At 54.2% G+C, this 26,752-nt stretch carries 23 protein-coding genes, 1 tRNA gene, 1 pseudogene and 1 riboswitch; of the genes and pseudogenes, 17 read left to right on the top strand and 8 right to left on the bottom strand.

The window, feature by feature from the left end; genetic code table 11:
• Window positions 1-65: 65 nt before the first annotated feature.
• A riboswitch (cobalamin riboswitch) is annotated at window positions 66-250 on the bottom strand.
• A 50-nt stretch (window positions 251-300) separates the two neighbouring features.
• A complete protein-coding gene (locus WHS46_02430) occupies window positions 301-429 on the bottom strand; it encodes a hypothetical protein (GenBank protein MEJ5347534.1) in 129 nt (42 codons plus the stop codon).
• A 177-nt stretch (window positions 430-606) separates the two neighbouring features.
• Window positions 607-759, bottom strand: a complete 153-nt coding sequence (locus tag WHS46_02425) for a hypothetical protein (GenBank protein ID MEJ5347533.1) — start codon at window positions 757-759, stop codon at window positions 607-609.
• Between the two features lie 344 nt (window positions 760-1,103).
• Here WHS46_02425 and WHS46_02420 point away from each other — a divergent pair, with 344 nt between their 5' ends.
• The 3 genes from WHS46_02420 to WHS46_02410 are packed head-to-tail and all read left to right on the top strand — an operon-like array spanning window position 1,104 to window position 4,375.
• Entirely contained in the window at window positions 1,104-1,913 is an 810-nt protein-coding gene (locus WHS46_02420) for a DUF4198 domain-containing protein (GenBank protein MEJ5347532.1), read from the top strand.
• A gap of 23 nt (window positions 1,914-1,936) precedes the next feature.
• Window positions 1,937-2,281 carry a hypothetical protein gene (locus WHS46_02415; GenBank protein MEJ5347531.1) on the top strand — a complete coding sequence of 115 codons (345 nt, stop codon included), beginning with the start codon at window positions 1,937-1,939 and terminating at the stop codon, window positions 2,279-2,281.
• Between the two features lie 24 nt (window positions 2,282-2,305).
• Window positions 2,306-4,375, top strand: a complete 2,070-nt coding sequence (locus tag WHS46_02410; GenBank protein ID MEJ5347530.1) for a molybdopterin-dependent oxidoreductase — start codon at window positions 2,306-2,308, stop codon at window positions 4,373-4,375.
• Window positions 4,376-4,557: 182 nt separating this feature from the next.
• Here WHS46_02410 and WHS46_02405 read toward each other — a convergent pair whose 3' ends face one another.
• The 3 genes from WHS46_02405 to WHS46_02395 are packed head-to-tail and all read right to left on the bottom strand — an operon-like array spanning window position 4,558 to window position 7,780.
• The gene (locus tag WHS46_02405; protein ID MEJ5347529.1) at window positions 4,558-5,100 is read right to left on the bottom strand and encodes a Slp family lipoprotein; all 543 of its coding nucleotides are present in this window, start codon (window positions 5,098-5,100) and stop codon (window positions 4,558-4,560) included.
• A 4-nt stretch (window positions 5,101-5,104) separates the two neighbouring features.
• Window positions 5,105-7,330 carry a 6-phosphofructokinase gene (locus WHS46_02400; protein MEJ5347528.1) on the bottom strand — a complete coding sequence of 742 codons (2,226 nt, stop codon included), beginning with the start codon at window positions 7,328-7,330 and terminating at the stop codon, window positions 5,105-5,107.
• A 45-nt stretch (window positions 7,331-7,375) separates the two neighbouring features.
• Window positions 7,376-7,780, bottom strand: coding sequence for a PaaI family thioesterase (locus WHS46_02395; protein MEJ5347527.1), 405 nt, complete (start codon window positions 7,778-7,780; stop codon window positions 7,376-7,378).
• 133 nt (window positions 7,781-7,913) lie between these two features.
• On the opposite strand from WHS46_02395, the gene WHS46_02390 reads away from it, so the two are divergent.
• From WHS46_02390 to WHS46_02340, 11 genes and pseudogenes are all read left to right on the top strand, one after another.
• Window positions 7,914-7,991: transfer RNA gene (locus WHS46_02390), tRNA-Pro, on the top strand.
• Between the two features lie 523 nt (window positions 7,992-8,514).
• A complete protein-coding gene (locus tag WHS46_02385; protein ID MEJ5347526.1) occupies window positions 8,515-8,748 on the top strand; it encodes a DsrE family protein in 234 nt (77 codons plus the stop codon).
• Window positions 8,749-9,361: 613 nt separating this feature from the next.
• Complete coding sequence (locus tag WHS46_02380; GenBank protein MEJ5347525.1) at window positions 9,362-10,288, top strand: hypothetical protein; 927 nt, start codon at window positions 9,362-9,364, stop codon at window positions 10,286-10,288.
• A 789-nt stretch (window positions 10,289-11,077) separates the two neighbouring features.
• Complete coding sequence (locus WHS46_02375) at window positions 11,078-12,127, top strand: GAF domain-containing protein (GenBank protein ID MEJ5347524.1); 1,050 nt, start codon at window positions 11,078-11,080, stop codon at window positions 12,125-12,127.
• A 9-nt stretch (window positions 12,128-12,136) separates the two neighbouring features.
• The gene (locus tag WHS46_02370; GenBank protein ID MEJ5347523.1) at window positions 12,137-12,703 is read left to right on the top strand and encodes a 4Fe-4S dicluster domain-containing protein; all 567 of its coding nucleotides are present in this window, start codon (window positions 12,137-12,139) and stop codon (window positions 12,701-12,703) included.
• A 31-nt stretch (window positions 12,704-12,734) separates the two neighbouring features.
• A complete protein-coding gene (locus tag WHS46_02365; GenBank protein MEJ5347522.1) occupies window positions 12,735-13,637 on the top strand; it encodes a CoB--CoM heterodisulfide reductase iron-sulfur subunit B family protein in 903 nt (300 codons plus the stop codon).
• Window positions 13,638-13,717: 80 nt separating this feature from the next.
• Entirely contained in the window at window positions 13,718-15,676 is a 1,959-nt protein-coding gene (locus WHS46_02360; protein ID MEJ5347521.1) for a CoB--CoM heterodisulfide reductase iron-sulfur subunit A family protein, read from the top strand.
• Window positions 15,677-15,683: 7 nt separating this feature from the next.
• A pseudogene (locus WHS46_02355) lies at window positions 15,684-16,100 on the top strand (hydrogenase iron-sulfur subunit).
• A 172-nt stretch (window positions 16,101-16,272) separates the two neighbouring features.
• Window positions 16,273-17,223: a 4Fe-4S dicluster domain-containing protein gene (locus WHS46_02350; protein MEJ5347520.1), complete on the top strand. Its 951-nt coding sequence runs from the start codon at window positions 16,273-16,275 to the stop codon at window positions 17,221-17,223.
• Between the two features lie 32 nt (window positions 17,224-17,255).
• Complete coding sequence (locus tag WHS46_02345; GenBank protein MEJ5347519.1) at window positions 17,256-18,323, top strand: 4Fe-4S dicluster domain-containing protein; 1,068 nt, start codon at window positions 17,256-17,258, stop codon at window positions 18,321-18,323.
• Window positions 18,316-19,158, top strand: coding sequence for an FAD/NAD(P)-binding protein (locus WHS46_02340; protein ID MEJ5347518.1), 843 nt, complete (start codon window positions 18,316-18,318; stop codon window positions 19,156-19,158). Before WHS46_02345 ends, WHS46_02340 begins: the two co-directional genes overlap by 8 nt.
• Window positions 19,159-19,191: 33 nt before the next feature.
• On the opposite strand, the gene WHS46_02335 is transcribed toward WHS46_02340, so the two are convergent.
• The 3 genes from WHS46_02335 to WHS46_02325 form a co-directional block, all read right to left on the bottom strand.
• Entirely contained in the window at window positions 19,192-20,355 is a 1,164-nt protein-coding gene (locus WHS46_02335; protein ID MEJ5347517.1) for a sensor domain-containing diguanylate cyclase, read from the bottom strand.
• Window positions 20,356-20,372: 17 nt separating this feature from the next.
• Complete coding sequence (locus WHS46_02330) at window positions 20,373-21,020, bottom strand: protein-L-isoaspartate(D-aspartate) O-methyltransferase (protein MEJ5347516.1); 648 nt, start codon at window positions 21,018-21,020, stop codon at window positions 20,373-20,375.
• A gap of 91 nt (window positions 21,021-21,111) precedes the next feature.
• Entirely contained in the window at window positions 21,112-23,238 is a 2,127-nt protein-coding gene (locus tag WHS46_02325) for a hypothetical protein (GenBank protein ID MEJ5347515.1), read from the bottom strand.
• Between the two features lie 504 nt (window positions 23,239-23,742).
• Between WHS46_02325 and WHS46_02320 the strand changes: the two genes are divergently transcribed.
• The 3 genes from WHS46_02320 (at window position 23,743) to feoB (ending at window position 26,624) form a co-directional block, all read left to right on the top strand.
• Window positions 23,743-24,039, top strand: coding sequence for a FeoA family protein (locus WHS46_02320; GenBank protein ID MEJ5347514.1), 297 nt, complete (start codon window positions 23,743-23,745; stop codon window positions 24,037-24,039).
• A 105-nt stretch (window positions 24,040-24,144) separates the two neighbouring features.
• A complete protein-coding gene (locus WHS46_02315; GenBank protein MEJ5347513.1) occupies window positions 24,145-24,387 on the top strand; it encodes a ferrous iron transport protein A in 243 nt (80 codons plus the stop codon).
• Entirely contained in the window at window positions 24,384-26,624 is a 2,241-nt protein-coding gene (gene feoB / locus WHS46_02310) for a ferrous iron transport protein B (GenBank protein ID MEJ5347512.1), read from the top strand. The genes WHS46_02315 and feoB overlap by 4 nt, the downstream gene beginning before the upstream one ends.
• The last annotated feature ends 128 nt before the right edge of the window (window positions 26,625-26,752 follow it).

The raw sequence follows: 26,752 nt of genomic DNA, 5'->3' as shown, positions 1-26,752 counted from the left end.
GCCCTAAGGATTGCACCCAGTTTCACTTGGTCCTCACACGGAAACGTTTCGGCATCCACCCGTGCCGCGTTTCCTCAGGATCAGGCAGGTCTTCTGGCTCACGGATCCACCGGTTACCTGCACCTTCCCGACGACTCTCCGTCGCCAGTGGCTTTCCGCAGGCTCCGTCCCCGTTCACAGCGGCGGGACCGCTCCCGATTTTCACGGGATTCCCTATTAAGCAGCAAGCACCTGATCGCTTGAACGAATTGTAGCTTTCTGCTAGCGCTAGAAAGCCATCCTTGTCAAGCGAAAATTTTCTTAAGGTTGACTCTCTACCGATGGACGGGGTTCAGGGGCAAGACCTGTGGTGACGGTCATTTCGACACCGTCAATCGTTTCCAGAGACTGCAGGATCTTGCCTCCGTTGTGAGCGATAACTCGCTCCATTTTTGACCTCTGCTCTGCGGTGATGAGGAATCGAAAGCTTTGTCCGGGCCGCACGAATCTCAGACGTAAACTTACGTCCAAAAACCCGGCTCAACAGTCGTTTCGGTAGTCGGCCACAACTTCATGGTTCCATGGTCGGCCCATTTCTTGTTTGGTCTTATCCATGGGGTTTTCCCTTCAGTTCGGCAACATGGAAACTCGGTGGTGCACTGTAACACAAATCTCTACGCACCGTGAACCTTGGGCTCGAACCCGTGTGTCCGCCTCAATGACCCAGGTCACCACTGACCGGTAAATCCCTGCATAGGCGCAACGGTCGACACGCCACATATCGACTATCCTTTCCTAGGAGGGCGGGGCGGATACATTGGTATACCCCTACGAAAGCACGGGCCGAACCCTTAAATTTACCCTTTCACGGTGTTCATGGTTTCAAGGACCTTTAGGCGCGCCTTGACAAGGTTTGTCTTTTCCTTCACATTGAATCGGCAATGAAAGGTTGAAACCTTTCGAACCCAGCCGAGGACGCTTGGGAATATTTCCCTCATCACGACGGCCCTAACATGCCTAAGAGCATGGACATGGCCCTGTCTACCTCCGGTCACGAAGACCGCACATGAAACAACTTGCCGTTCAAGCATAGCTCCAAACACTCAGAACAAAAGGAGGTTGTCATGAAACATCCCAGGTTTCTCTCGGTCTTCGTCGCCGCCTTGTTTGTGGGATTCTTTAGCGCAAGCTCCGTTTCAGCCCACTTCGGCCTGATTCTTCCCTCCGATGACATCGTTACGGCGGAAGATGCCAAGACGCTTACGATACAGGCCAAATTCCTTCATCCCATGGAAGGCCATTACATGGAAATGGCCAAACCTAAAAGGTTCGGCTTCTTTCATAACGGCCAGAAAACGGACCTCACCGCATCTTTACAACCGCGCAAAGGCCGCGCCTCTGACCAGGACAAGGACTTCACGTACTGGGAAACCACCTACACGGTGCGTAAGCCGGGAAACTACGTTTTCTTCATGGAGCCGGATCCACACTGGGAACCCGCGGAAGACAAATTCATCGTGCACTACACGAAGGTGTGCGTTCAAGCTTTAGGGCTTGAGGAAGGCTGGGATGAGCCCATAGGCTTAGAAACAGAAATCGTCCCCTTGACTCGGCCCTACGGGCTATGGACCGGAAACGTCTTTACCGGTCGCGTGCTCCTAAAAGGAAAACCTGTCCCTTATGCCGAAGTGGAAGTGGAATACCTGAATGAATCTTCGGACAATCCATCCAAGGTGGTGCCGCCTTCCGATCCGTATGTGACTCAGGTGGTGAAGGCGGACAAAAACGGTGTGTTCACCTATGCCATGCCCCGTGCAGGCTGGTGGGGTTTCGCGGCCCTCAACGAAGCTTCCTGGAAACTGAAAAAAGACGGAAAACCCAAGCCCGTGGAGATTGGAGCCGTCTTTTGGGTACACACCACGGACATGAAATGATTGCGCATCCAAGGAGGAAACCCATGGGTCATCATCACGATGCTTCAGGCTCCAAACACAAGCATCCTCACAGCCATGACCACCAGCATCGCGACGTCACGCCCGAAGGACGTCACAATCATCACGAAGGTCACGATCCAAAGGGCGATCAGGAACCCAGTGCCCTTTCCATGAAGGAAAAGCTGGCCAAAATGCTGGAGCACTGGATTCATCATAACGAAGACCACGCGGTGTCCTATCGCCGATGGGCACAGCACGCTCAATCGGATGGGCTGGCTCAGGTAGCGGAAGTTTTAGAAAAAGTTGCGCACGGTTCTTTGGAACTCAATGATCTTCTTAAAAAAGCTCGACAAGAATTGAACCTGTGACGCTGTGCCACCCAGGAGGAACCCATGGCTCAGGAATGGTTTCGAACCCATTGTGCCCGCTTCGACCACGGGGGCTGCGGCCTCAAAGTTTTGGTGCAAGACGGCCGCCTTCACAAAGTGCTCCCCGACCCCGACGATCCTTTCAGCCACGGTTGGCACTGCCGAAAAGGGCTTTCGGCAAAGGACCGTCTGGAAAGCCCGCTACGGCTCACAAAACCGCTTCGCCGAAACGGGCCTCGAGGTTCCGGCCTTTGGGAAACCATTTCTTGGGACCAGGCCCTGGATCTTCTGGCACAGCATTTTTCCCACGCCCTCCAGAGGATGGGTCCGGAAAGTCTCGCTTTCGCTCAAGGAGCTCCCAAAGGACCGGAATTCTTCCTGCTTCTTCGTTTGGCCAACCTTCTTCGATGTCCCAACATGGCGGGAAGCCAGCACGTGTGCCACATGCCTCGGGAACAAATGGCCTTGGTGACTTGCGGCTTTTTTCCGGTAGCCGACCTGGACGGTCCGTCCCGTTGTGTTTTGCTTTGGGGAAGCAATCCGCCGGCCACCAACGAGGAAGGGGTGTTGGGAGGCCACCTGCATGCCTGCTTGAAACAGGGGGCTCGGTTGGTGGTCGTGGATCCGTTACGAACATCCCTTGCGGAAAAAGCCGATATCTGGCTTCAGATTCGCCCGGGAACCGATGATCTTTTAGCCATGGGCTTTTTGCACGTGATCGTGGAAGAAGGTCTTTATGATCGAGAATTTGTGGAAAAATGGACCGTAGGCTTTGAAGACCTTCGAGAAGCCATCAAGCCTTACACACCCCAACGGGTTGCGGCGGGATGTTGGGTCCCTGCGGAAAAGATCATCGCGGCGGCTCGACTTTACGCCCAGAGTCGGCCAGCCTGCCTTCAGTGGGGCAACGCCGTGGAACAGACTCCCAAAAGCGCCGACACGTGCCGAGCTCTGGTCCATCTCATGGCCGTCACCGGTAACCTTGAGGAACCAGGCGGGAACATTCGTGCGGAAATGCCGCGGCTCATGCCCCTGAAGGACATGATCGCTCTGGATGATTTTCCAGATCGACCAAAGAAACTTCTGAACCACTACCACCGCATCATTCCGCGCCTTATTTCCGTGCCCAGCTGGATGGTGGTACGCTCCATTCTAAACCAATCCCCCTACCCCATTCGCTGTCTATATGTGCAGGGGACAAACCCTCTGCTCAGTTACATGGAAGCCCCAAGCGTCAAAAAGGCTCTAGAATCTTTGGATTTTCTTGCCGTAGCCGATCAGGTGATGACGCCCACGGCCGCCCTGGCGGATCTTGTGCTCCCCGTGGCCTTGCCCATGGAATACGATGACATCGGCCATTATGGCCTGCCTCACGGTTTTATTACGGCACGGCCCAAATTGGTGGATCCTCCCGAAGAGTGCCGTTCCGATCTATGGATCATTACCGAATGGGCTAAGAGGATAGGTTTTGGGGATCGTTTCTGGGCGAAAGAATCAGACATTTTGGATGCCATTCTGGCCCCTTCCGGGCTGTCGTATCGAGAATTTTGCGAAAAAGGCGTCTTGTTCGGCCCCAGACTTTTCCGTAGCTACGAAGCCAGAGGTTTCAAGACGCCTTCGGGCAAGGTGGAATTACGTTCGAATCTTTTAGAAAAATGGGGATTTCGGCCTCTTCCCGCCGCTGAAGATCCTGCGGCTTTGTCCAATGATTTTCCTTTGCTTTTGACAAGCCGAAAGCCCAAGCATTTCTTTCATTCGGCCTATCGACACTTGGAAACTCTAAGAAATCGTCACCCTGAACCCACTGTGTGGATTCCTCACGCCACGGCCTCGCAGCTTGGCATCTCGGAAGGACAACAAGTGTTCATTGAAACCATGCACGGGCGCATTACGCAACGGGCCCATCTCACGGACGCCTTGCAACACCCAGTGGTGTTAGCGGATTTTGGATGGTGGTTTCCGGAAAAGACCGACGATCCCATGCGCGGGTGGGACACGGCGAATCTTAATATGGTGACGGGGGTGGATCGAACAGATCCCATCATGGCCACCCCCTGGGTACGGGCTTTGCCGTGTCGCCTTGTGCCCGTTTGAGAAACTGTCAGACAAAAGATTTTCGCTGGGAGCACGGGCGGAGGCCCGGGCGCCCAGGCAAACCATCGGCCTTTTCTCCTTCTCGGACACGCTCCGGGGTCGAAGCATGCTTCGTCACAACAACCATACATGGCCTTGGCGAAGTGACTATGGGTGAATTCTCAAAGAAATTTTCGGGATTGTCACCAACACCAACCATGGCCGAAATAGAACCGCCACCAGATGGGAGGGTGATGGTAGCAAGAATCGCCATAGGGATCCCGAACAATGAGAGGTTCTTCAGGCCATAGATGCATTTCCATGATAGTGACTACGGGATAGACATACGGCACGTCGCCAACAAACCTTTGTTCCTTGCCTGAAATGGTTCCCGCCACTGTAATCAGCCGGTTAGGGGCGTAGAGAGCGGTGTCCAGAAACCTGGATTCTTTCGCCAAGAAGCGGCCTCCGGATCGGGTCGTGCTGGACGGCTTTCCTTGCCGGTCCGCCGGAAGTTCCAAAATTTCAAGCCACGTACCGTCACTCTTGTTTTCCCCGGCAAGAATCTTTCCGCTCCAAATCACCACCTGGCCCTTGTAAAAGTCAGGATTTCGCCGAACTTCTTCCAAGGTCAGGTTCATGGCCGCTTGTTGCCGCACCTCGGGAGAGATCACATGAGCGCACCCGGCGAGAAGCCCCAGGGCGCTGCAACATCCAAGAAGCCATCGGATTTTTTTCCTCGTCATGACCTCACTCCGAACCGATTGTGGCACATTGAGGAGCATGCTTGGCCAGCGCTTCGGCCGTGGCGGTCAGCTCCAGAAACCATTGGTGCTTGGGGCGTCCCTGCTCGATATCCATCTCTTCAAGCACCTGCTTCAAAGGTGATACTTCAAGCCCCCCGCCTCTCTGCCCCAGAACCAGTACGTCACGTCGATCCTGACGCAGCATAGAGCTCATTTCTCGAGCCGCCGCCGATCCCATGCGGCTCGCCAGAATGCGGTCAAAGGCCGAGGGCACGCCGCCCCGCTGCAAATGCCCAAGAATAGCGGTGCGCACCTGATACAGCCCGTGGCTTTCCTCCTCCAAAAGCCGGCTGATGAAATCGGTGGTGTAATGCTTTGAAGCATTTTCGTTACGAAGATAAATAACCATTCTCTTGCCGCACTGAAAGCTTTCTCGAAGCAGGGCTACATCCTCATTCAATTCAGCCAACCTGATCCCTTTTTCCGGAAGATAGGCTTTTTCGGCTCCCGACGCCAAAGCCGCCATCAAGGCCAAATACCCCGATTGACGACCCATCACTTCCACCACAAAGGTCCGCTTGGTGGCTCCTGCCGTGTGGCGTATCTTGTCCAGGGCCTGAACGATGTTGTTCAGAGCGGTGTCTCCGCCGATGGTGAATTCGGTGCCCGGAAGGTTGTTGTCGATGGTTGCGGGAACAAGGACAATAGGAATGAATAAAGGCTTGAGTTCGGGCGCACGTTCCATGAGCTTGGCCACGTTCATGTAGGTTCCTAAACCACCGATGGCGATCAAGCCCCGAATATGGTGCTTTTCGATGGTTTCAGCCACGCGATGAACGTCCTCATCGCTCAGGCTGTGACGCATGGTCCCCAATTCAGAACTGGGACGGTTCACCCACGATGTCAACTCATTCCACTCCAAGGGCATGAATTCCCCGCGAATGAGGCCCCAAAAGGCATCGCGCACGCCTATGACGGAAAAGCCTTCGTTCATGAGGCAGCGGGCGGCGATACTCACGGCCGTGTTCATCCCCGGCGAATCGGCGCCTCCTGTGAGAATGGCCACGGAGCCGTCGCCATGGGTGGCGGCTGCCGGTTCGATGCGGGTCAGAGTCTTGATGAGTTCGAGGGTCCGCCTAAAGCTTTCCCCACGCAGTTTTTGAGCTTCCTGGTAGTGGCCCTGGTCGATTTGGTTGCCCACTGCCTGACTTTTTTCCACCACTTCCACTAAAGGTGTCATGACCACCCGGTTTTTCTGCAAACCGATCATGTGCCGTAGAGGCTGATCGCCCGCCTGGACCAAAGCATCTACGGCGGCAACCCCCAAACGGGTGGCCAAAATACGATCAAAAGCCGACGGAGCACCACCTCGCTGCACATGACCCAAGACGGTCAAACGCACATCGATGCCCAACCGATCAGCCAAAATCTTTTTGAGTTCCTCCGTGCGAATGGGCAATCCATCTGGATGACGTGCTCCTTCCGCCACCACCACCATCTGGTGGGGACGTCCGATGGCCCGCGCCCTTTCGATGGCCCTTGTCATCTTTTGGTGCCAGCGCAGATCCAGCTCCTCTTCAGGGACCAGGACCCAAGAGGCACCTCCGCCAAGAGCGCCCATGAGAGCCAGGTAGCCGCAGTGGCGTCCCATTGTTTCCACCACGAAGGTGCGCTGATGGGAAGCCGCGGTGGATGTGAGATCGTCGATGGCATGCACGATATGATTCAAAGCCGTGTCCACGCCGATGGACATGTCCGTGCCGTAAAGGTCGTTGTCGATGGATCCGGGAAGACCGACGACACTTAGAGACGCAGGGACCGCCTCAGATGCGCCGAGCAGCCCTTCCTTTTGCAAATCTTCCAGATGCGACGGCCACTCATCAGCCAGTACGTGGGCTCCCATCAAAGATCCGTCCCCGCCGATGACCACCAGAGCGTTCACCCTCAGGGCTACAAGATGCCGCACGGCTTGTCGTCTGCCTTCACGGGTCCGGAATCTCTCCGATCGTGCCGTCCCTAGAAATGTGCCGCCTCGAGGCAAAATACCCCCGACGTCGTTCCACCCTAAAGGTCGTATGGCATCGCCTCCGGCCACCAATCCCTCATAGCCGTTAAAGACGCCGTAAACTTTGAACCCACAATCCAAGGCTCGCCGCACCACGGCGCGCACTCCGGCATTCATGCCCGGCGCATCGCCGCCGCTGGTCATCACCGCGAGGCTTCGTTCCATGATTTCCTCCTGGTTCCCGATGGCTCACAACAGGGACAAAGGGCTTCAGGTCCTGGAAATGGCGTAGCTCACAAGAGCCACCGCCGCGAGACATCCTTCGGCATCTCGAACCTGCACATAGGCCGTACCGACCCGCGAGCCGCATTTAAGGACCTCGGCTTCGGCCGTAAGATCCGAACGTGCGGGTTCCAGAAAGTTTAAACTCATTTCAATGGTGGGCGTGAAGTCCTTTTCCTCCAAAAGGGAAAGCAGGGCCATGGCTCCTGCAAAATCCGCCAGAGTACTCACAAGGCCTCCGTGTACCATGCCTCGAGAATTGCACATGTGAGCCTGATAGGGAAGGCGCACGCTCGCTTTGCCGGCGTAAGCCTTCAGCACCTGAATGCCCAACCATTGAACGGCGGGAACTTGCCGGGTTCGTCGCGCTACCTGTTCGCACACATCTTTCATCGATTCTTCACGCCTCCTCGCCTACGGTAGTCGCGAAAAAAGGACACTCCTTCTTGGTAAACCGCCAATCGTCTTGCATTTCGCCAAACGCTATGATACGCAGCGAGCCAATCCTGCTTACTCGGGAAATCGTCGGGGCGTAGCGCAGACTGGTCAGCGCACCTGCCTTGGGAGCAGGGGGTCGGCGGTTCAAATCCGCCCGTCCCGACCATGAACAGACTTTCAGGTTCCTCCTTCAATATAAAAAACGGTTGAAAACCAACCCTGCAAATGAAACCTAAAGCCTTCGCTGAAGGCAAGACATTTCCCGCACCTGCCCGAGTGGTATTTCACCCTGGAACACATCATGCCGGATCTCCGGGCAAGGCCGTTCAAGAGGGGCAGGGAGCGCCGTGCTTCCTATGAGCATCAAATCGCAGAATTCCCTGGAAATGCAGGTGTCTCGCCAGCGTGACGAGCCAGGCTAATCCTTCGCTCTCCAACGAAAACCAGAGTGTGACCTGATCGTCGAACCGCATTTTTAAGACGCATCGAAGCCGAACCCTCGAAGAATAGGGCTGAATCTGGATCGTCATGGCATGTAACGGCATGCTTTTTCAATCCATAGAACGGACCGATAATGATTAGGCACGTGCATCGCTTTTTCCTCTTGATCGTGTAGGACACTTAAACTATGTTTATTCAAGTTTGTGAGCCTTTTCTTTTCCCCGTTCACGCACCAAAGGAGGAGGGCAATGGCCAACTTTCTTTTCGTCTTGAGCCGCGACGAAATCGACGCGGCCGCTCGTTGTTTTCAGTTCGCCAAGATCGCCCATTCCCAAGGGCACAAGGTGGATGTGTTTCTGATCGATTCAGGAGTTCTGTGGGCGGACACGACGCGGGATTACACCATCAAAACCGCCACCGGGGATTGTGTCAACGACTACCTGCCCTACCTTGTGGAAAACGAAATCCCGATCTATGTCTGAATCCCATGTGCTAAGGCTCGTCAGGTAGACGAAGCCAAATTCTATGCCAACATGGCCCTGGAAGGTGGACCCCTTTTGATCAAGTTGGCGGCTGAGGCCAAGGTTTTTAATTTCTAAATCGAGAAAGTGGCGTGTCCTAATTTTCAAAGTTTCGTCTTTAATGTTTTTTCGAAGCAGGAGCGAGGCCCACTTCGCCCCCCCAAACTACTAACCCGAGACTGTCTCTTTTCTTGGGGGCGCGGGCCACTGATCCGCTCATTGTGGGAGCGGGACACCCTTGCTTCCGGATGAACCGGCGACTTAAGGCATAGGATCGTGCCGCACCGTAGCCCTACAGGCCTACAAAGGCGTTTTATATAACTCGCTTTGGGAACTGCCACAAACCAGGTGCTTCTCGAAGGGGCGTTGATTTTCTCGGTTCGCCGCCTCAGAAAAAGAGTTCTCGCTCTCAAACCTTGTCAATTCCTGGCGAGACGGCCCACAACCGCCGCCATCTTTGTCTGAACCCTATCCTTCATCACGGCGTGTTCTTTCAAAGGATCACGTGGTTTGCTATCCCACAGGACTATGGTAATTTGAGAGGGTAGCAGGAAACTTGGGTAAGGAGTCCGCCATGGGTGGCTACGATGCGGCCGTAAAGGTTGTTTTGGCCCACTGCCGGCAGGCCGCGCTGGAATATTTTCTTGGACTGGATGTGGCGGAATCTGAGCTCTTGGAACTTCCTCAGGAAACGGCTACGGTCAGGCGGAGCGATTTCCCCATTCGGGTGCACACGTCCGACGGGCGTGTCTTTATTGTTCTCCTGGAAGTTCAAAGCCGGTGGGAACCCCAAGTCCCCTTGAAGCTTTTGGAATACGATGTTCGCTACCGCTTGAAAACGGGTCTTACGGTCTATCCCGCAGTGATGCTTCTCGTTCCCAGCGGAAACGTGGTGGAATCCTTTGAGAACGACTTCATTCACTACCGGTTTCGGGTCATTTCCCTTGCGGCTATGGACGCTCGAAAGGTGCTGGAATCAGGAAATCCGTGCCTCATGCCTTTTGTTGGGCTCATGCGGGGAGGCTCCGAAGTTTTTCAAATGGCCGAAGAGGTCATCTACGAATCACAGCTCAAACGAAGCGACAAGGCGGATCTTTTGACCGGCATGGCACTCCTTTCAGGCTTGGTGGACAAGGATTTACCCAGGAAATTGCTGGATCGCAGGAGGGATATTATGACGGAATCCTATGCCTATGAACTGATCAAGAAGGAAGGCTATGAAGAGGGTCTCCGTTCGGGGATAGAACGCGGAAGACAACAGGGATTAGAGCAGGGATTAGAGCAGGGATTAGAGCGGGGAATGCAGCAGGGAACGTTGGAGGCCACGAGGGAACATATTTTAGAAACCCTGGATGCACGGTTTCAGGATGTTCCCAAAGACGTCCTGCGTTGTCTTCGAAGGATCCAAGAGGTGGATGCTTTGAAAATCCTTTTCAAGAAAGCTCTAAGGGTTCGCTCCCTCGATGAATTCCAGGAGTCCCTGAAACGCCTTCTTGATTAGCTTAATTCACCCGGGCCGTGAAACCAGCCTGCTTGTGAGCTTTCTCTGAAGGGGTACAAAAAGATATCACCCAAGGCTCTTTTGTAATCCAAACAGTAAACCTGAGTGTACGCTCCTGACTTCCTTTCAGCGGACAAGTTTGTGCCGCAAGAGTTTTTCTCTCGATATTTTGCCTTTTGTGATCCCGAACATCAGCCTCGAACCCCTCTTTCCTGAACAAAACCGGATCCCGATCCATCCAAAAGGATCAGATCGCTTTTGTCGGCGTGCCGGTGATTCTGCATGGGCGTACCTCGGGAGTTCTCAGTTTGGATCGCCTTTTCTGGCATGGGGTGACTTTTCAAGAGGATATCCGCTTTTTCAGCATCGTTTCGGCCATCATCGCCCAGGTTTTGACGTTAATATGCAAGTGCCCGCAAAGGAAAACGACCTCCACCGAGAAAATCTGGACCTTCGCCTAGAGGTCTCGGAAAAAGACAACGATTTTTTCATGATCGGTCCGAGCCCGCCCATGTTGAACCTTCAGAGCCTCATTCAGAAGGTGACTCCGAGCAAGGTGTCGAGGCTCCTTTTGGGAGAATCGGCGACCTGCAAGATTCTGGTGGCCCGCATCGTCCACGAATTCAGCCCAAGGGCTCGACAAAGGATACGCAAAGGAGTTGACAGCACCGACAGTGTTCGTCTAGATTGGCGCCCCTGTAATGAATCACCGTTCAGTAGCCTCTCGAAAGGTTTCGAGGGGCTTTTTCTTCCCTTCGAGCGATGCTGCAAGGAGCAAGGAAAGCCGCTATGGATGTGGCAAGCGTTCTCAAGCCCTTTGTCGAGGTCAGCCGTGCCCTGTGTGACGGTGTGGAAGCCGCCGATGTCATGAACCTTATCACGCGACGCCTGACGGAGTCTCTCGCTCTCAAAGGGGCGGTCATCAAGGCTTACGGCAGGAATCGCTCTCGTTTGGAACTGGTGGCAGGCTACGGGCTCAGCGAAACCTATCTCTTTTCCAAGCCCAAGGATGAAAGCCTTTGTGCTTCCGTGCCTCAACAGGTGATACAGATTGAAGATCTTCGTCTAGCCAACGACGGTGAAGACTTTGAGGCTTTGCTTCTGGAAGGTGTCCGTGCCGCCGCGGTTGTTCCCTTGGACGTGGAACAGCAATCTGTGGGCATGGTGGCCTTGTTTGCCCCTGAACCTCGAAGGTTCACCAAGGAAGAAATCCAGTTCGCAGAAGCTTTAGCCGGTCGTGGCATCGTCACATTAGTCTGGGAACGTAAGCTGGAAGACATCATCGAACGGGAACGACGTTATCTTTCCAGTTTTCAGGAAATTTCTCACGCCATTAATTCTACGCTTACCATCAACAAGGTTTTGGAGCTGGTCGTGACCAAGATCACCCAGGTCATGGGGGTTTTGGGCACCACTGTGCGCCTTTTGGACACGAAGACCAACACCTTGTACTTGGCCCAGGCTTATGGCCTGAGCGAACGTTTTCTCAAGAAAGGACCTGTCGATGCGGCCAAGAGCATCGCGGAAAACATGGCGGGACGCATTGTGGTCATCGAAGACGTGTACACGGACCCTCGCATACAATACCGAAGCGAAGTCATCGAGGAAGGCATTCGAAAGATTCTCTCCATACCGTTGCAGGTGCGAGGCAAGGTTATCGGTGTGCTGCGTATCCTGACAGGAGAACGCCCACCTTTTCACGACTTGGAAATCCAATTCGCGGCCGCCATTGCCCAACAGTGTGCCATGGCCATTGAAAATGCCCGTATGTATCAGCGCGTCAAATACGAATACCAGCAGCTACTGATCGAGTTCGGCTACGAAGGAAGCAGCCGCTGAGGGGCGACCATGAAAAACGGCCGGAACACTTTGAAAATTCAAGCGGAGAGCGACCCTGATTTTGGGCGCCGAGTGGAAGATCTCAGCGGCCAAAGCATTTCTCGATGTTACCAGTGCGGCAATTGCACCGCCAGTTGCGCTTTTACGGGGGATTATGACTTTCCCATCAACCAGGTTATGCGCCTGGTACAACTAGGACAAAAGGACACCGTGCTTCAGTGCCGAGCTATCTGGATATGCGGCCAATGTCAGGCCTGCACGGTGCGATGCCCTTGTACCCTCGATGTGGCCCGTGTCATGGCTACTCTTCGCATCATGGCCCTGGAAAACGGCTATGTGGCCGATAAAAACCTCAGGCGCTTTTCCGAAGAATTCATGCGATCGGTAGCCCTCTTTGGGCGCGTTTATGAAATGGGCCTTCTCGCCACTTACAAGGTTCGCTCCGGAACCGTGCTTGCGGATTTGGACTTGGCGCCTCAGCTGCTGAAAACTGGAAAGTTGAGCTTCGTTCCTCATCGTATTCAAGGCCGACGCCAGGTAGCGGCTTTGGTGAAACGTTTTTCAAAAATTTTTTGAGCGTCTTTTCCTCCATAGGTGATGGATGGCCATGAGCAAGCCCGTTGCTTACTATCCCGGATGCTCTCTGGAAGGCTTGGCTGCAGAGTACGATCTGTCCACACGAACCGTTTGCAATGCGCTCGGCCTTCAACTAGCGGAACTGGAAGATTGGAACTGCTGCGGCTCTACGCCGGCATCCTTATATGACCCCATGCTCTCGGCGACCCTTGCCGGACGTAATCTGGTTCTGGCCCAAAAAGCCGGTCTGGAAACCATCATGACCCCTTGCCCGGGCTGCCTGAAGGCCCTCAAAGGGGCTATCAAGGTTCATGCTTTCGGCCCCGAAGCTTTTCAAAAAGCTCTCGGGCTCCCATACGCGGGCAGAGTTCGCGCCATTTCCGTGCTTCAGCTGCTTTATGAGACGGTAGGGCCGGAGCTTCTGGCTCAAGCTGTGCAACGGCCTTTGGATGGGGTTTCGGTTGTGCCCTACTACGGATGTTTGTTAACACGCCCCCAGGATTCAGCCCAGTTTGACGATCCGGAAAACCCCGTTTCCATGGATCTGCTTTTGAAAGCCCTGGGATGTTCCGTGCCTGATTTTCCTTTCAAGACCGAGTGCTGCGGCGCCACATCGGGGATGACTCGAAGCGACGTGGTAGCGCGCCTTTCGGGGCGTCTTTTGGACATGGCACAAAGTATGGGGGCCGAAGCGATTGTCGTGGCTTGCCCTTTGTGCCAACAGAACTTGGATCTAAGACAGGCTCAGGCGGAAAAGGCGCTGGGACGTCGATTCAATCTGCCGGTTCTTTACCTGACCCAGGTCATCGGGTGGGCTTTAGGGCTTGCCGAGGAGGATCTGGGGTTGGACAAGCTGGCGGTGTCTCCATATAAGGTCCTTGCGGCACGTTTGAAAGAGCAAACCTCGCCTTCACAAGACACGTTTGTGGCATGAATCGGTTGTCTGTTCTTTGCTTGAATCGGACTCCAATAGCCTTATCGCACACAGTTGGACGCTGAACTGAGGGAACACTCATGCGCATTGGTGTTTTTGTTTGCCGCTGCGGCACCAACATCGCCGGCACCGTGGACACTCAGGCCGTAGCAGCTCAGGCCTCGTTATGGCCCGATGTGGCCTACGCCACAGAACTGCTCTACACCTGTTCCGAACCCGGGCAGCAGGAAATCCAAAATGCAATCCAGGACCATGGACTCCAAGGCGTCGTGGTCGCCGCCTGTTCCCCTCGTATGCATGAACTGACTTTTCGACGGGCCGTCGAGAAAGCGGGCCTTAACCGCTACATGCTGGAAATGGCCAACATTCGGGAACATGTTTCCTGGATCGGGTTGGACAAGACGGTCAACACGCGAAAAGCGATCGATCTCGTGCGAATGGCCGTGGCCAAAGTCAGGCTCAATGAACCCCTTTTTGGTTCTCAGGTTCCCATCACCAAAAGAGTCATGGTTATCGGTGGGGGCGTGGCGGGTATTCAAGCGGCTCTGGATTGCGCCGACGCGGGCCTGGAGGTGGTTTTGGTGGAACGGGAAGCCTCCATCGGCGGCAAAATGGCCAAGCTGGACAAGACCTTTCCTACCATTGACTGCTCGTCATGCATTCTCGGCCCCAAAATGGTGGATGTGGCTCAAAAGGAAAACCTCACACTGCACACCTACACGGAAGTGGAATCCCTAAGCGGCACCATCGGCAATTTTACGATCACCTTACGTCAAAAAGCGACCTACGTGGATTGGAACGCCTGCACAGGATGCGGGCTTTGCATGGAAAAGTGCCCGGCCAAGAAGTCCCCCGATTCTTTTAACGAGGGATTGGGAACCCTTTCGGCCATTCGCATTCCCTTTCCTCAAGCCATCCCCAAAAAGGCGCATATCCTTAAGGACGCATGCCGGTATTTCAAGACGGGCAAATGTCGAGTGTGCCAAAAAATCTGCCCAGTCGGTGCTGTGCGCTTTGAAATGGAGGATCGTTTCATCACGGAACATGTGGGCGCCGTCATTGTAGCAACCGGCTACGATCTTTTTAACTCTGCAGCCTATGGAGAGTACGGCGCCGGACGTTATGCGGACGTGATCAGCACCATGCAGTTCGAACGCATTCTTAGCGCCTCGGGGCCCTTTGGAGGTCATATTCGGCGCCCTTCGGACGGACGAGAACCTCGGGACATTGTTTTCATCGCCTGTGTGGGATCCCGGGACAAATCGGTAGACAGGCCGTACTGTTCCGGAGTGTGCTGCATGGTCATGGCCAAACAAGCCATCTTGGCTCGAGATCACCTTCCTGACGTCCGCTGCTACGTGTTTTACATGGACATTCGAGCTCCCGGTAAAAACTACGACGAGTTCGTCCGTCGAGCCGTGGAAGACTACGGAGTTCAATACATTCGAGGTCGCGTGGGTAAGATATATCCCTTAGGGGATCGTTTGGTGGTGCAAGGCGCCGACACGCTTCTCGGAGCTCAAGTGGAGGTGCAAGCCGACCTGGTCGTTTTGGCAACAGGCATGGAACCATCTCACGGGGCTAAAGAACTGGCCGAAAAACTGCGTATTTCTTACGACCCCTACGGCTTTTTCATGGAAGGTCATCCCAAGCTCAAGCCTGTGGAAACCAACACAGCCGGCATCTACCTCGCCGGAGCTTGCCAAGGCCCCAAAGACATTCCAGCCTCGGTGGCTCAGGGAAGCGCCGCCGCCGCCAAAGTTTTGGCCCTTTTCGCACGCGACAGCATCACCACCGACCCGCAAACCGCCCGTGTGCTGGAAAAGGCGTGCATCGGATGCGGGAAATGCCTTTCCGTGTGCCCCTTTGGCGCCATCGAATGGAAAACGCTTCGGGATGGTTCTCGAAAAGCTCATGTTTTGGATACGGTCTGCCAAGGCTGCGGCCTTTGCAACGCCACGTGCCCTCCCAAAGCCGCGCAACTGAAGCATTTTACGGACGACCAAATCCTGGCCGAACTGGAGGCTTTGTGTGCTTGAAAACACCATGAACATCGCGGATAAACCTCATTCTTCGCTTCGCATTCTGGGATTCCTCTGCAACTGGTGTTCTTACGGCGGAGCGGATACCGCCGGTGTGTGCCGGTTTCGCCAACCGCCTTATCTGCGCATCATTCGTATACCCTGCACGGGACGTATGGACCCTTTGTTTGTGATCAAAGCTCTGGCGCAAGGAGCCGACGGGGTTCTGGTTTCCGGATGTCATCCCAAGGACTGCCACTATGCCGTGGGAAACTTTTATGCTCGACGCCGTCTGGAACTGGTGCAACGTTACCTACCTTTCATCGGTATAGATCCAAGACGGTTTCGGTACACCTGGGTGTCCGCATCCGAAGGCCAACGCTGGCAGCAGGTGGTAACAGAGTTTTCCGCCATCATTGAAGAGTTAGGACCTAACCCAGGCTTTGGCGCTTTGCCGCATCAAACCCGTGATAGCATGACAGCCCCAGGCTGCAACCTTGCTAACGCCGGCATGTGTCAACTCGCTGTGCCCCTGAACTCGACTGCTACTCGTTGACACCGCTGAAGCAGGGCTAGTTCCAATGACTTTGAACAGAGCCTGTATAGAGGAAAGGATGAACTCGCTCAGAACCCTTGTGGAATCTTTCTGGGATCAAACGGATTTGGTCCTGGGCTGGCAAAAAGGTTACGACCCGCTCCATGCGGTCCCGGCTTTCCTTCATACCCGCAACGACCTGGATTCCCTGATCTGGAATCCTCTGTGCGCCCCCAATCTTTCCGTTTATCTGGCAAAGTCTTTGAAAGCCCCAAGCCATGGGGAAAAGAAAATCGGTATTCTGGTCAAGGGCTGCGACAGCCGATCCGTGACGGCGCTCATACAGGAAGGCTTTGTGGACCGAAACCGGCTGGTCATTTTTGGATTGCCGTGCTCCGGCACAGTGGATGTAGACGCTGTGCTTTCGGCCAAAACCCGATCCGGTCCCATTCTCGACGTGTCCTTTGGCGACGGGATGGTCGTGCTGACCTGCACCGATGGAGTGGATCCCATTCCTCTGGACAGGGTTTTGGCACGACGCTGCCAAAGATGCCGATATCCAAATCCCGTTATCTATGACGTTCTTGCCGAACCCCCCATAACCAGGCCGGCGCCGAAAGATCCCTTCGCCCATGTGCATGCGCTGGAAAGTCAACCCCTGGAAGCCCGTAAAACCTTTTGGCTTCGAGAACTTGAACGATGCTTGCGTTGCTACGCCTGCCGTAATGCTTGTCCTTTATGTGTTTGTCAGGATCAATGCCTGGCCGAATCACGCACCCCAAAGTGGGTCACTCAAAAAGATTCTGTCCGTGACAAATTCTTGTTCCACATGATCCACACCTTGCATCTGGCGGGCCGATGCACTGAATGCGGCGAATGCGAACGGGTCTGTCCCATGAAAATCCCCATTGGATTGTTGAAAGAAAAAACAGCCGAAATCGCCCAGGAACTCTGGAACTACGAATCGGGCACGGACATAATGGCTCAGCCGCCTTTGCTGAGCTACGACGCATCGGTCAAAGGAATCTAAATTCGCGTGTCGAGAATCACATGGAACAAAAAATGACTATGAAAAGCGCATCCTTTCTCTCCCATGGGGATCTTAAAGACTTCCTCATGCGGTTGGCCCGTGAGGTGCAAATCTGGGTGCCCACGTTGGACGTTTCGTTTCCCCATGTGGTGACTTTCAAACCATTTCAGGAAGGCATGGAACCGGATTTTCAGCGTCTTCCGGTCAAGTCCGCCAAAAACGTCCTTTTCCCACAGGTGGAAGAGCTTTTGCGATTTCGCCTGGACAAGGAATCCTGCGAATTTTCGCCTCAAACCACATTTGTCGAGGACACAAAGGAGATCCAACCCACTGTCCTCTTTGGATGCCGTCCCTGTGACGCCCGTGGATTTCTTGTTTTTGACCGTTCCTTTCTTCAGGGTCCTTTTGTGGATCCTGTTTATAAGGCACGGCGTGAGAAAAATATCGTGGTCTCCATGGTCTGTTCCGGTCCCGACTCGGCATGCTTTTGTGGCGGCGTAGGCAGTCATCCGGCGGATACCGAGGGAAGCGATGTCCAGATGATTCCCATAAACGAAGGCTATGTGCTTCACGCTCTTACCGACAAGGGACAAGCCTTTTTGGAAGGCATCGGAAATACCGCGACGGCTTCCCAAACCCAAGAAGCGCACCATGTGCGGGAAAAGGCACGGCGCAGCACCGAGCATGTGAATTCCTTGACCGAAAGGGCCGAATCTTTTTCAAAACGTTTTTCCGACATGGCTTTCTGGCGTTTTCAGACGCACCGATGCCTCAGTTGTGGTGTGTGTACGTTTGTCTGTCCCACCTGCTACTGTTTCACCATCACCGACGAGACTCATGGCTTTCAAGGGGAACGACTGCGTTCCTGGGACTCCTGCATGTTCTTTCATTTCACCTTGGAAGCCAGCGGGCATAATCCACGTCCCTTCAAGGCCGAACGGTTTCGAAACCGAATCGGCCATAAGTTCAGTTATTTTCCCGAAAAATACGGCCGCTTCGCCTGCTGCGGCTGTGGCCGTTGCCTGCGGCACTGTCCCGTGGCCATGGATATTCGTGCCATTGTGTGGGCCATGGGTGAGACGGAGGAGGCTCATGACTAGAAGCCTTTTAAAAACCCATCCATACCGGCCACAGATGGCCGTTGTTCGCGATATCATTCAAGAGACTCCCAGCATTCGCACCTTTCGCCTTGTGTGGAAAGATCCTTCTGTAGCATCCCAGTTTTCCTTTCAGCCGGGACAGGTGGGACAAATCTCGGTTTTTGGAGTGGGGGAATCCACTTTCGTCATCAATTCACCCCCCACCCGCAGAGAATACCTTCAGTTCAGTGTCATGCGCACGGGCGAAGTCACCCGAGCCCTGCATCAGTTGAACGTGGGGGATACGGTAGGTGTCCGCGCTCCCCTAGGAAACAGCTTTCCCTACACCACCATGAAAGGCCGAGACATTCTCTTTATCGGAGGCGGTATCGGCATGGCGCCTCTTCGCACGCTGCTTTTAACCATGTTGGACAATCGAGCCGATTTCGGTGACATCACCGTGATCTACGGTGCCAGGTCTCCGGAAGATCTCTGTTACCGATACGAATTCGACGAATGGCGGGCGGCGGGCGTGCATTTGGTGCTTACCGTGGACCGAGAATTTCCTGGATGGTCGGAACGCGTCGGATTCGTGCCGACCATTCTGGCCGAAGAAGCCCCCAATCCGTTCAACAGGGTGGCCATCACATGCGGTCCACCTATCATGATCAAGTTTGTCTTGGCGGGTTTGAAAGAACTGGGATACGAAGACGATCAGATTTATACAACGCTGGAACGGCGTATGAAATGCGGCATCGGCCTATGCGGCCGATGCAATATCGGAAGCACTTATGTGTGCGTCGACGGCCCCGTGTTTTCCGGTAAAGCCTTACGGGCAATGCCTCCGGAACTGTGATGGGCAAAGCTCGCACGACGGCCTTTCAATTTTTCAGTTCTCCAGGGGAGACGCTTCGTCTTTTTTGGGGTCGGTGGCCGCAAAGAAAGAAGCCTGAAAGGTTTTCAGAAGGCACAGAGCCTTCTGGGCAGCGTCCAGAAGCTCATAAGGTTTTTGCATGGCAGGAGTCAATGTGGCTGTGCCGATACGGGGTCGAATCAGGATGACGGTTCGGCCATGACGCAGAGGGGAACGCCGAATCAAGTCATGAAGTTTTGAAGCCAAAACCTGAACTTCCCGGGCATCGGCATAGGGACACACCACGAGAAACTCCACACTGCCGTACCGGCCGATAAAACCTTCACCGTCAGGAAAGGTTGTGCGCAGCAGTTCCCCCACATGCCGAAGCACCGGATCCACCATGTCCTCATGTTCCGCCGCCTCGTCCACAAATTCCAGATCCAAAGCAAGCACAGACAAGGCCGCACCACGCCTTTTGGCTCGGCGAAATTCTCTTTCCAACACGTTATGAATTTGAAAAAAGTTCAATAGCCCCGTCGGTGCATCTCGATCGGAAAGATCCTTGACGCGTTCGTAGGCCAGGCAGTTTTCCATGCACAAGGCGATTTTGATTCCCATTTGTTCCAGAAGCTCGGTCCCGTCTCCAGGACGGTAGTGATCGCGATCGGCACAGGCCAACAGCAAGAACCCGTAATTGAGGTCATGAATCCGTAGGGGCACGAGAGCCGCCGAGCCTATGGGATAAAAGCTTTCCGGCAAGGAAGGTATGCGGTCCATGAGCCTTCCAAGGGTTTCTTCCCCTTGAAACAGCATGGGCGTTGCCACTTGTTCCGCAGCATTCGAACACAAGGCGCTTTCCTGAACGGTCAGGATACATGTTCCCGCCGCATCTTCCAAAACGGAACCGTTTGCTCCATTCAAAAGCTCAGGAAAAAAACGATCCACGATGTCGGGATGGGTCAGGATCAGGGCCACGCCGTCTACATCAAAGCGGGCTCGAATTTCCGTGAGCAACTCGGAAGCCAGGCGGTCGAAATCGCGTGTACGGAACAAGACGCGTTCAATTTCCACCATGTGCCGCCAGATCTTTTCGTTGGCAGCCGCCGTGTGAATGAGCCGCTCCAGTTCCTCTCGAAGACGCTTATTTTCCTTGACTATGTCACCCGAAGACAGCTCTTCCCTCTTTGCCCTGCTCATTTAATACCCTTATCCCCTTACTCCTCCCAACCCCATTTGCCGATAAGATCCACGAAGCGGCAACCACCCAGGCTGCTTTTGCGAATTCCTTCAGGAACCCGCTCCACCAGCACCAGGTCCTGACTCAGACGATCCCCCACGGGAATCACAAGGCGGCCGCCCATGGCCAGTTGATCCACCAGGGGTTGAGGAACCTTGGGAGCTCCGGCGGACACAAGAATGCCATCGAAAGGAGCTTCCTCAGGCCATCCCATGGTGCCGTCCCCGACCTTTAACACCACGTTGCGGTACCCGAGTTTTTCCAGCACATGTCGAGCCTTGTGCAACAGGCTTGGTAGCCGCTCGATGCTGTATACCTTCTGAGCCAGTTCCGCGAGGATCGCCGTTTGATAGCCGGAACCTGTTCCGATTTCCAGGACCTTTTCATGCCCTTGAAGCTGTAAGGCCTCAGTCATGAGGGCCACTATGTACGGCTGGCTGATGGTCTGTTTATCACCGATGGGCAGGGGATGGTCCGCATAGGCTTGAGACTGGAGAGCTTCACTGATGAAAAGATGTCTGGGCACCTTGCGCATGGCGGCCAACACGCGAGGGTCATGAATCCCCCGTGTGACCAGCTGGGTGTCCACCATCTTGTCGCGAGCTTTTTGAAAATTGTTGTTCATGTTTCCACAGGTGTCGTGTCTAGCTTAAGAAATGCACGGTAAGGCTTAGAACTAATTGAAAATCAAGTCAATTCCTTTTTCTCTGAACCCTTCACAAAAGGTTGGCAAACCGAGCATAAAGACGCATCCATTTGGGTTGAAATAAGGTGCCGTGAGGTCGACCCAAGACCAGGCTTCTTAGGATACGCCGAAAAAAACATCCCAAAGGCATCTTCACACCCTCAAATACCACCCACGCCGGCAGGATTTCCGCATCTGTGGCGATGGATGTCAGAAAAGCTGCTTGTGTCCCTGCATAGAGCGCATAGGTGCCGTCTTTCCACGAGGAATCGTAGGAATCGAAAAAGGTTTTCTCCGAAACTCGCCCGGACAGGACCGATTCCAAGGTTTGAGGCGCATGCGTATCGTCGAAAGGTCTCAGCACGTAAAGTCGCTTCGGTTCGGCTTCCCTCATCAGAAAGGTTTTCGCATTCCGGCGTGAACAAGCCCCGTTGCCGAAGACTCCAATCCCCTGAAACGCCTCAGGGCTCCAAGACCTTTCTAACGCCACGGCCAGGCTGGGATGACGACATCGAGTCGTGTCTTCCCACAAAAGAACAATGGGGGAAAGGTCTTCCTTGTGCAACCATTCCATGAAAAGCGCCAGATAGGATGCATCCCTATCCCTTTGAGACGACATGAAAAATTTGTCGATCCATGGCACCACACAGGCTTCCAGCCGACCGGTCTCCAACCAGGCCTGCCCTTTTTCTAGACAGGTTTTCAAAATGCTGAAACCAGGAAGCCATAAGCGTCGCTTTTCCCGCCACCAGCAGGAAATGTCCTGCCAGCACAGTTGCTGATGAGGGCTGACCCAGCCGCTCCAGGCCAAAGGAATTTTTCCCACAAGGTCACTTGGGGATCTAAATTCCAAGAGCCCATCCAGGGCTTGCACCGCTTCCTGAAAAAGCATTTCAAAGCCCAAAGCCGTTCGAGCCGATGCTTCCCACAGCACGTGAAGTGCCTTTGGATAAACAAGACGACGTTCCCAAGCCCGCCAAAGCTTTTGCACCAGATCCACGTCTAAAGAGCCGTCCGAGAATGGATTTTCACTTGGGACCGCGGGGGTCCGGCCCTCATAAATGGCGGCCCGAAGGCTAGCGCTCCTCCAAAAGCCACTGCCTTTTCTCGTTCTCGGACAAGCTTTCAGGTCGTCATGCCGGTTCCGCCCAAGCCGCTGAAGTGAGCCTGAAACTTCTCGAACAAAGGCATTACTATGACGCGGATCGTCGTGGAGAACGTCCACCGGGTCAAACGCCCAGCCGCTACAGGCCGCCGCCGAAGCATTATGCAGGGACAAGACCACGCGGCGTCGAGCCCTGCTGAGGGAAAAGGCCAGATCACGCACGCGGCGCCATTCTTCCGCCGTCGCTTCCACAAGTCTTGCAAGGAATCGGTTTCCTCGCCACCCCAACACTCCCCACACAACGTTCCGTGGCTCTCGTAAGGAACTTCCCTTCCACAAGGAGCCATGCTCTTCCAAATCCTTCCCGGGAACCGGACGGACTGCGACATGATCGTCTTTCAAGGTAAGAGCGGGGTCTGCATCCTCGAAAGAACGCTTTGAATTTCCTTCGGACCATCTAAGGCGCCGTGATGTGGGAAAATGGAACGGTTCGGGGGCTTTCAGGAGTCGTCCCACATGAAGGAATCGGCCTTGTCGGAAATTCAGGCGTTTGAACTGAAAACCAGGAGACCACAGAAAAGCCAAATCCCGCAGGGTCACATAGTTTTGGGTTTCCATACCCTTGTGTTCAGAGGGCATAGGGGTTTGCCGAGATCCGTTTCTTTCCAAGACCTGCCGACGAAGATGCCTGACGTGTTTTTTCCATGTTTGCCGTGAATCCCTTCTACGAAAAGGTTCAGGCATAGGGTTTCCAAGCCTGAGAACGGAGGCCAAAGGGTAACTCTTCCTTTCCAAAAACCGAGGCGGAACGGAAAGAAGCTTTCGGACTTTACGTTCCACCAAGTCTTTCGTCGGATTCGGCGACGAAAAATTCTCACATGCCTTTCGCCAAAAAAAAATGTCTAAGATAAGTTCCCACGTTTGTTCGCTAAGCCCTGACAAAGCTCGAGCTCCAAGGTTTTGAAAAAGATCTCGAACCTCATGCCAGGCTCCCTCGTCTACAGCTTCATTCAACCTTTCAGTGAAGGATCGACAATCCCTCTTGTCTCCCATGGATTCTTCCTGCCTCTGAAAAATATTAAGAACCAGACCGAATAATGGCTTTACCAAGGTCTTTCATGGCATTTCAAGGCAGGGGCGAGCGGCGCCTCGCCCTTAACTGCCTGAAACTGTGTCTTTTCTTGGAAACGCGCGCCCCGCCGGCCTCAATGAGCGGGCCAAAGGGCTTGTGCTTCCAGGCAACAGCCCGGTTTCGGGTTTGTAGGGGCGAGGCGGCGCCTCGCCCCTACCGCAAAACGGCTTGCGATGCAGCGGTCATGGGGCGTTCTTGGACAAGCTCCTAAGTCACGTCAGATTTCCCGCATCAGGCCTTTTTTATTATGAAATCATAGAGCTTTTAGGACAATCCCGGCCTAAGGTTTTCTACGGTCAAATCTCCATGCAGCGTCAGCGAGGGCTCGCCTTCAACCCACCCATAAATCCTTCTTTTTTGATTTCTCTTGACAGGGACCAAAGTTTGGCTTACCTAAGATTTGCTCAAATCAGAAAGGAGCGACGATGAGGTGGTGGTCTATGACACGTTGTGATTCTCCATGTGCTCGCGATAAGGTATGTCCGGGTCCGGTCTTTCCCCTTTCCCAGGCTCCGTCTGGAAAGCGTCTTTTGGTCCAACGCATCGAAGGCGGAAGAAATCTCTGTGCCCGCATGGCGGCCCTGGGGATATATCCGGGAGCGGAACTGGAAGTGCTGTGTGCCGGCTGTGATCGCCCTTGTCTTGTGAAGGTGCATGGAAGCACGCTGAGTCTGGGAGCCGGTGTGAGTAACAAAATTTTGGTATGCGGCGGTCCAACCTGATTTCTTGACACATCAAGCCCCAAGAGCGTTTTTACAGAGCGGCTCATGAGCCGCTCTTTTTCGGCTCTTAAAGTTAGGTTCCCCTAATTAAAAGAAAGGAATCCTATGCCCACGGTGCTTTTGCGCCACATGGAACCCAAGCAGAAAGGAGTTATCGTGAAAGTGACGGCCACCGGCGAATTGGGACGTCGCATTCGAGATATGGGGCTCGTTCCGGGAACACCCATTCAGGTTCAGGGTCGAGCGCCCCTCAAGGACCCTGTAGCCATTCGTGTGCGCCAGTTCACACTGACTTTGCGGAACAATGAGGCGGATTATATTCTGGTTGATGTGGAGGCATCCCAATGAATAAAGCACCTCGAGAATCCACGGAACACCTCTTTGCTCTTGCGGGCAATCCCAACTGCGGCAAGACCACACTTTTCAACGCCATCACCGGCGCCCGCCAGCACGTGGGCAATTATCCGGGCATCACCGTGGAAAAAAAGGAAGGCCTTTATTCCTTAAACGGCCGACAGATTCGGCTGGTGGATCTGCCGGGTACCTATTCCCTGACGGCCTATTCTTTGGAAGAACTTGTCGCTCGGGATTTCCTTGTTCATGAGCGACCGGAAGTGGTGATTAACATCGTGGACGCTTCCAACCTGGACCGCAACCTTTACCTCACGCTGCAGCTTCTGGAACTAGGAGTCCCCGTGGTGGTGGCGCTCAACATGATGGATGTGGCCGAAGGGCGAGGGATGCGCATCCACGCGGAAGAACTTTCCAAACGATTGGGTGTTCCGGTGGTGCCGACGGTGGCACGCCGTGGCGAGGGTAAGGAAAACCTTATTCAGACCGCAGTAGAGACGGCTTTATCGGGGCGTCGTTGGGAACCGCTTCATATCTCCTATGGGCCCGATGTGGATCCCGTCCTGAAGGAAATGGAAAAAATCATTGTGGACCATCAGTTCCTTACCGACCTGTATCCGGCTCGCTGGACGGCTTTGAAGTATCTGGAAGAAGACGAGCAAGTGAAGTCGAGAGGGCGGGCAAAGGATGCCAAGGTTTCCGAGGTCCTGGAAGCCATGGCGGGAAAGCTTACCGAACACATTCAAAAAACCCTCGACAGTTACCCGGAAGCCATCATCGCCGATCATCGTTACGGTTTCATCGCCGCTTTGCTTAAGGACGGAGTGGTGGAACAGCGCCTCAAAGGCAATCGCTTGCACCTTTCCGATCAGATCGATCGAGTGCTCACCAACCGTTTCTTCGGCCCTATCGTCATGGTGGCAGTGCTTTATGCCGTCTATGAATTCACATTTACTTACAGCGAGTTACCCGTGCAGTGGTTTGAAGCGGCTTTCGGGGCTTTAGGCCGCTGGGCGGAAAAGGTCACGCCGGAAGGGCCTCTGCAATCTCTTTTGGTTTCCGGCATCATCGATGGTGTGGGCGGTGTCATGGGCTTTGTCCCTTTGATCTTTTTCATGTTTTTGGCCATCGCCTTTTTGGAAGACACGGGATATCTCGCTCGGGCCGCTTACATGTTGGATCGAGTGTTTCGGATCTTCGGCCTGCACGGAAGTTCTTTTATGGCCTTTATCATTTCAGGAGGGATCGCCGGAGGCTGTGCGGTGCCGGGTGTGATGGCCACCCGAACATTGCGCACATCTCGGGAACGCCTCGCCACACTTTTAACCGCACCTTTCATGAACTGCGGTGCCAAGGTTCCCGTCCTGGCCATGTTGATCGCCGCTTTTTTTACTCAAAACCGTGCCCAAATGCTCTTTCTTCTCACCCTATTGGCCTGGGTCTTTGCTTTAGTGTTGGCCAAGATTATTCGACTGACTATCCTTCGAGGCCCCAGCAGTCCCTTTCTCTTGGAACTTCCACCCTATCGCATTCCTACTTTTAAAGGGCTCATGATTCATACGTGGGAACGCATCTGGCAATACATTCGAAAGGCAGGCACCGTCATTGTGGCCATATCTGTGGTTTTGTGGGCCTTGATGACCTACCCCGGCCTTCCGGAATCGGAAAAAGCCCGCCTTGAAGCGGCCCGCCAAGCCGTTCTGGAAAGGTTATCAGAAGAAGACAGGACTCGGTTGGCATCGGGGGAAGAGCAGGCCTTACCGGCCTCCCTGCAGGAAGTTCGAGCACAACTGCTGGCCATCGACAAAGAAGAGGCTTCTGAAGCCCTCAAAGCCTCCTTTGCCGGGAAAATGGGCACGGCTCTTGAGAAGGTGACGCGTTGGTGCGGATTTGATTGGAGAACCAACGTGGCCTTGGTGGGTGGTTTCGCCGCCAAGGAAGTCATCATTTCCACTTTGGGCACGGCGTATTCTCTGGGGGAACTGGATGTGGAAGAAAGTCTTAGCCTTAGTGAAAGGCTGCGTCGGGACCCTCACTGGAATCCCTTGGTGGCCTTTTCGGCCATGGTTTTCATCATGTTGTATTCGCCGTGTTTTGTGACAGTGACATGCATTATTAAGGAATCCGGCTCCTGGAAATGGGGCGTGTTTTCCATGGTTTTCAACACCACGGTGGCCTTTGTGGTAGCCACGGCCGTCTACCAAGGCGGTCGATTGCTGGGCCTGGGTTCCTAGCCTCATGTGAAAAAGGAGTTCTCCGTCATGTGGCAGCATCTCGTTGTGGGCATTTTCGTGGCGGCAGGTTTTGTGGTCGTGGTGCGTCATTTCATCAAGACGTTTCGAGGTGAAACTTCTCATTGCTC

It is taken from the genome of Desulfosoma sp. (genome assembly GCA_037481875.1).
Taxonomy (GTDB): Bacteria; Desulfobacterota; Syntrophobacteria; order Syntrophobacterales; family DSM-9756; genus Desulfosoma.
The sequence above is the reverse complement of the archived record's forward strand: the minus strand, read 5'-3'. Positions and strand labels throughout refer to the sequence as shown.

Coding starts and splice junctions, on each gene's coding strand:
- WHS46_02400 (MEJ5347528.1), bottom strand. CDS start 7,330: ATGGAACGAAGCCTCGCGGTGATGACCAGCGGCGGCGATGCGCCGGGC.
- WHS46_02405 (MEJ5347529.1), bottom strand. CDS start 5,100: ATGACGAGGAAAAAAATCCGATGGCTTCTTGGATGTTGCAGCGCCCTG.
- WHS46_02410 (MEJ5347530.1), top strand. CDS start 2,306: ATGGCTCAGGAATGGTTTCGAACCCATTGTGCCCGCTTCGACCACGGG.
- WHS46_02375 (MEJ5347524.1), top strand. CDS start 11,078: ATGGATGTGGCAAGCGTTCTCAAGCCCTTTGTCGAGGTCAGCCGTGCC.
- WHS46_02425 (MEJ5347533.1), bottom strand. CDS start 759: ATGTGGCGTGTCGACCGTTGCGCCTATGCAGGGATTTACCGGTCAGTG.
- WHS46_02385 (MEJ5347526.1), top strand. CDS start 8,515: ATGGCCAACTTTCTTTTCGTCTTGAGCCGCGACGAAATCGACGCGGCC.
- WHS46_02380 (MEJ5347525.1), top strand. CDS start 9,362: ATGGGTGGCTACGATGCGGCCGTAAAGGTTGTTTTGGCCCACTGCCGG.
- WHS46_02330 (MEJ5347516.1), bottom strand. CDS start 21,020: ATGAACAACAATTTTCAAAAAGCTCGCGACAAGATGGTGGACACCCAG.
- WHS46_02370 (MEJ5347523.1), top strand. CDS start 12,137: ATGAAAAACGGCCGGAACACTTTGAAAATTCAAGCGGAGAGCGACCCT.
- WHS46_02335 (MEJ5347517.1), bottom strand. CDS start 20,355: ATGAGCAGGGCAAAGAGGGAAGAGCTGTCTTCGGGTGACATAGTCAAG.
- WHS46_02345 (MEJ5347519.1), top strand. CDS start 17,256: ATGACTATGAAAAGCGCATCCTTTCTCTCCCATGGGGATCTTAAAGAC.
- WHS46_02420 (MEJ5347532.1), top strand. CDS start 1,104: ATGAAACATCCCAGGTTTCTCTCGGTCTTCGTCGCCGCCTTGTTTGTG.
- feoB (MEJ5347512.1), top strand. CDS start 24,384: ATGAATAAAGCACCTCGAGAATCCACGGAACACCTCTTTGCTCTTGCG.
- WHS46_02325 (MEJ5347515.1), bottom strand. CDS start 23,238: ATGGGAGACAAGAGGGATTGTCGATCCTTCACTGAAAGGTTGAATGAA.
- WHS46_02320 (MEJ5347514.1), top strand. CDS start 23,743: ATGAGGTGGTGGTCTATGACACGTTGTGATTCTCCATGTGCTCGCGAT.
- WHS46_02430 (MEJ5347534.1), bottom strand. CDS start 429: ATGGAGCGAGTTATCGCTCACAACGGAGGCAAGATCCTGCAGTCTCTG.
- WHS46_02360 (MEJ5347521.1), top strand. CDS start 13,718: ATGCGCATTGGTGTTTTTGTTTGCCGCTGCGGCACCAACATCGCCGGC.
- WHS46_02340 (MEJ5347518.1), top strand. CDS start 18,316: ATGACTAGAAGCCTTTTAAAAACCCATCCATACCGGCCACAGATGGCC.
- WHS46_02350 (MEJ5347520.1), top strand. CDS start 16,273: ATGAACTCGCTCAGAACCCTTGTGGAATCTTTCTGGGATCAAACGGAT.
- WHS46_02365 (MEJ5347522.1), top strand. CDS start 12,735: ATGAGCAAGCCCGTTGCTTACTATCCCGGATGCTCTCTGGAAGGCTTG.
- WHS46_02395 (MEJ5347527.1), bottom strand. CDS start 7,780: ATGAAAGATGTGTGCGAACAGGTAGCGCGACGAACCCGGCAAGTTCCC.
- WHS46_02415 (MEJ5347531.1), top strand. CDS start 1,937: ATGGGTCATCATCACGATGCTTCAGGCTCCAAACACAAGCATCCTCAC.
- WHS46_02315 (MEJ5347513.1), top strand. CDS start 24,145: ATGCCCACGGTGCTTTTGCGCCACATGGAACCCAAGCAGAAAGGAGTT.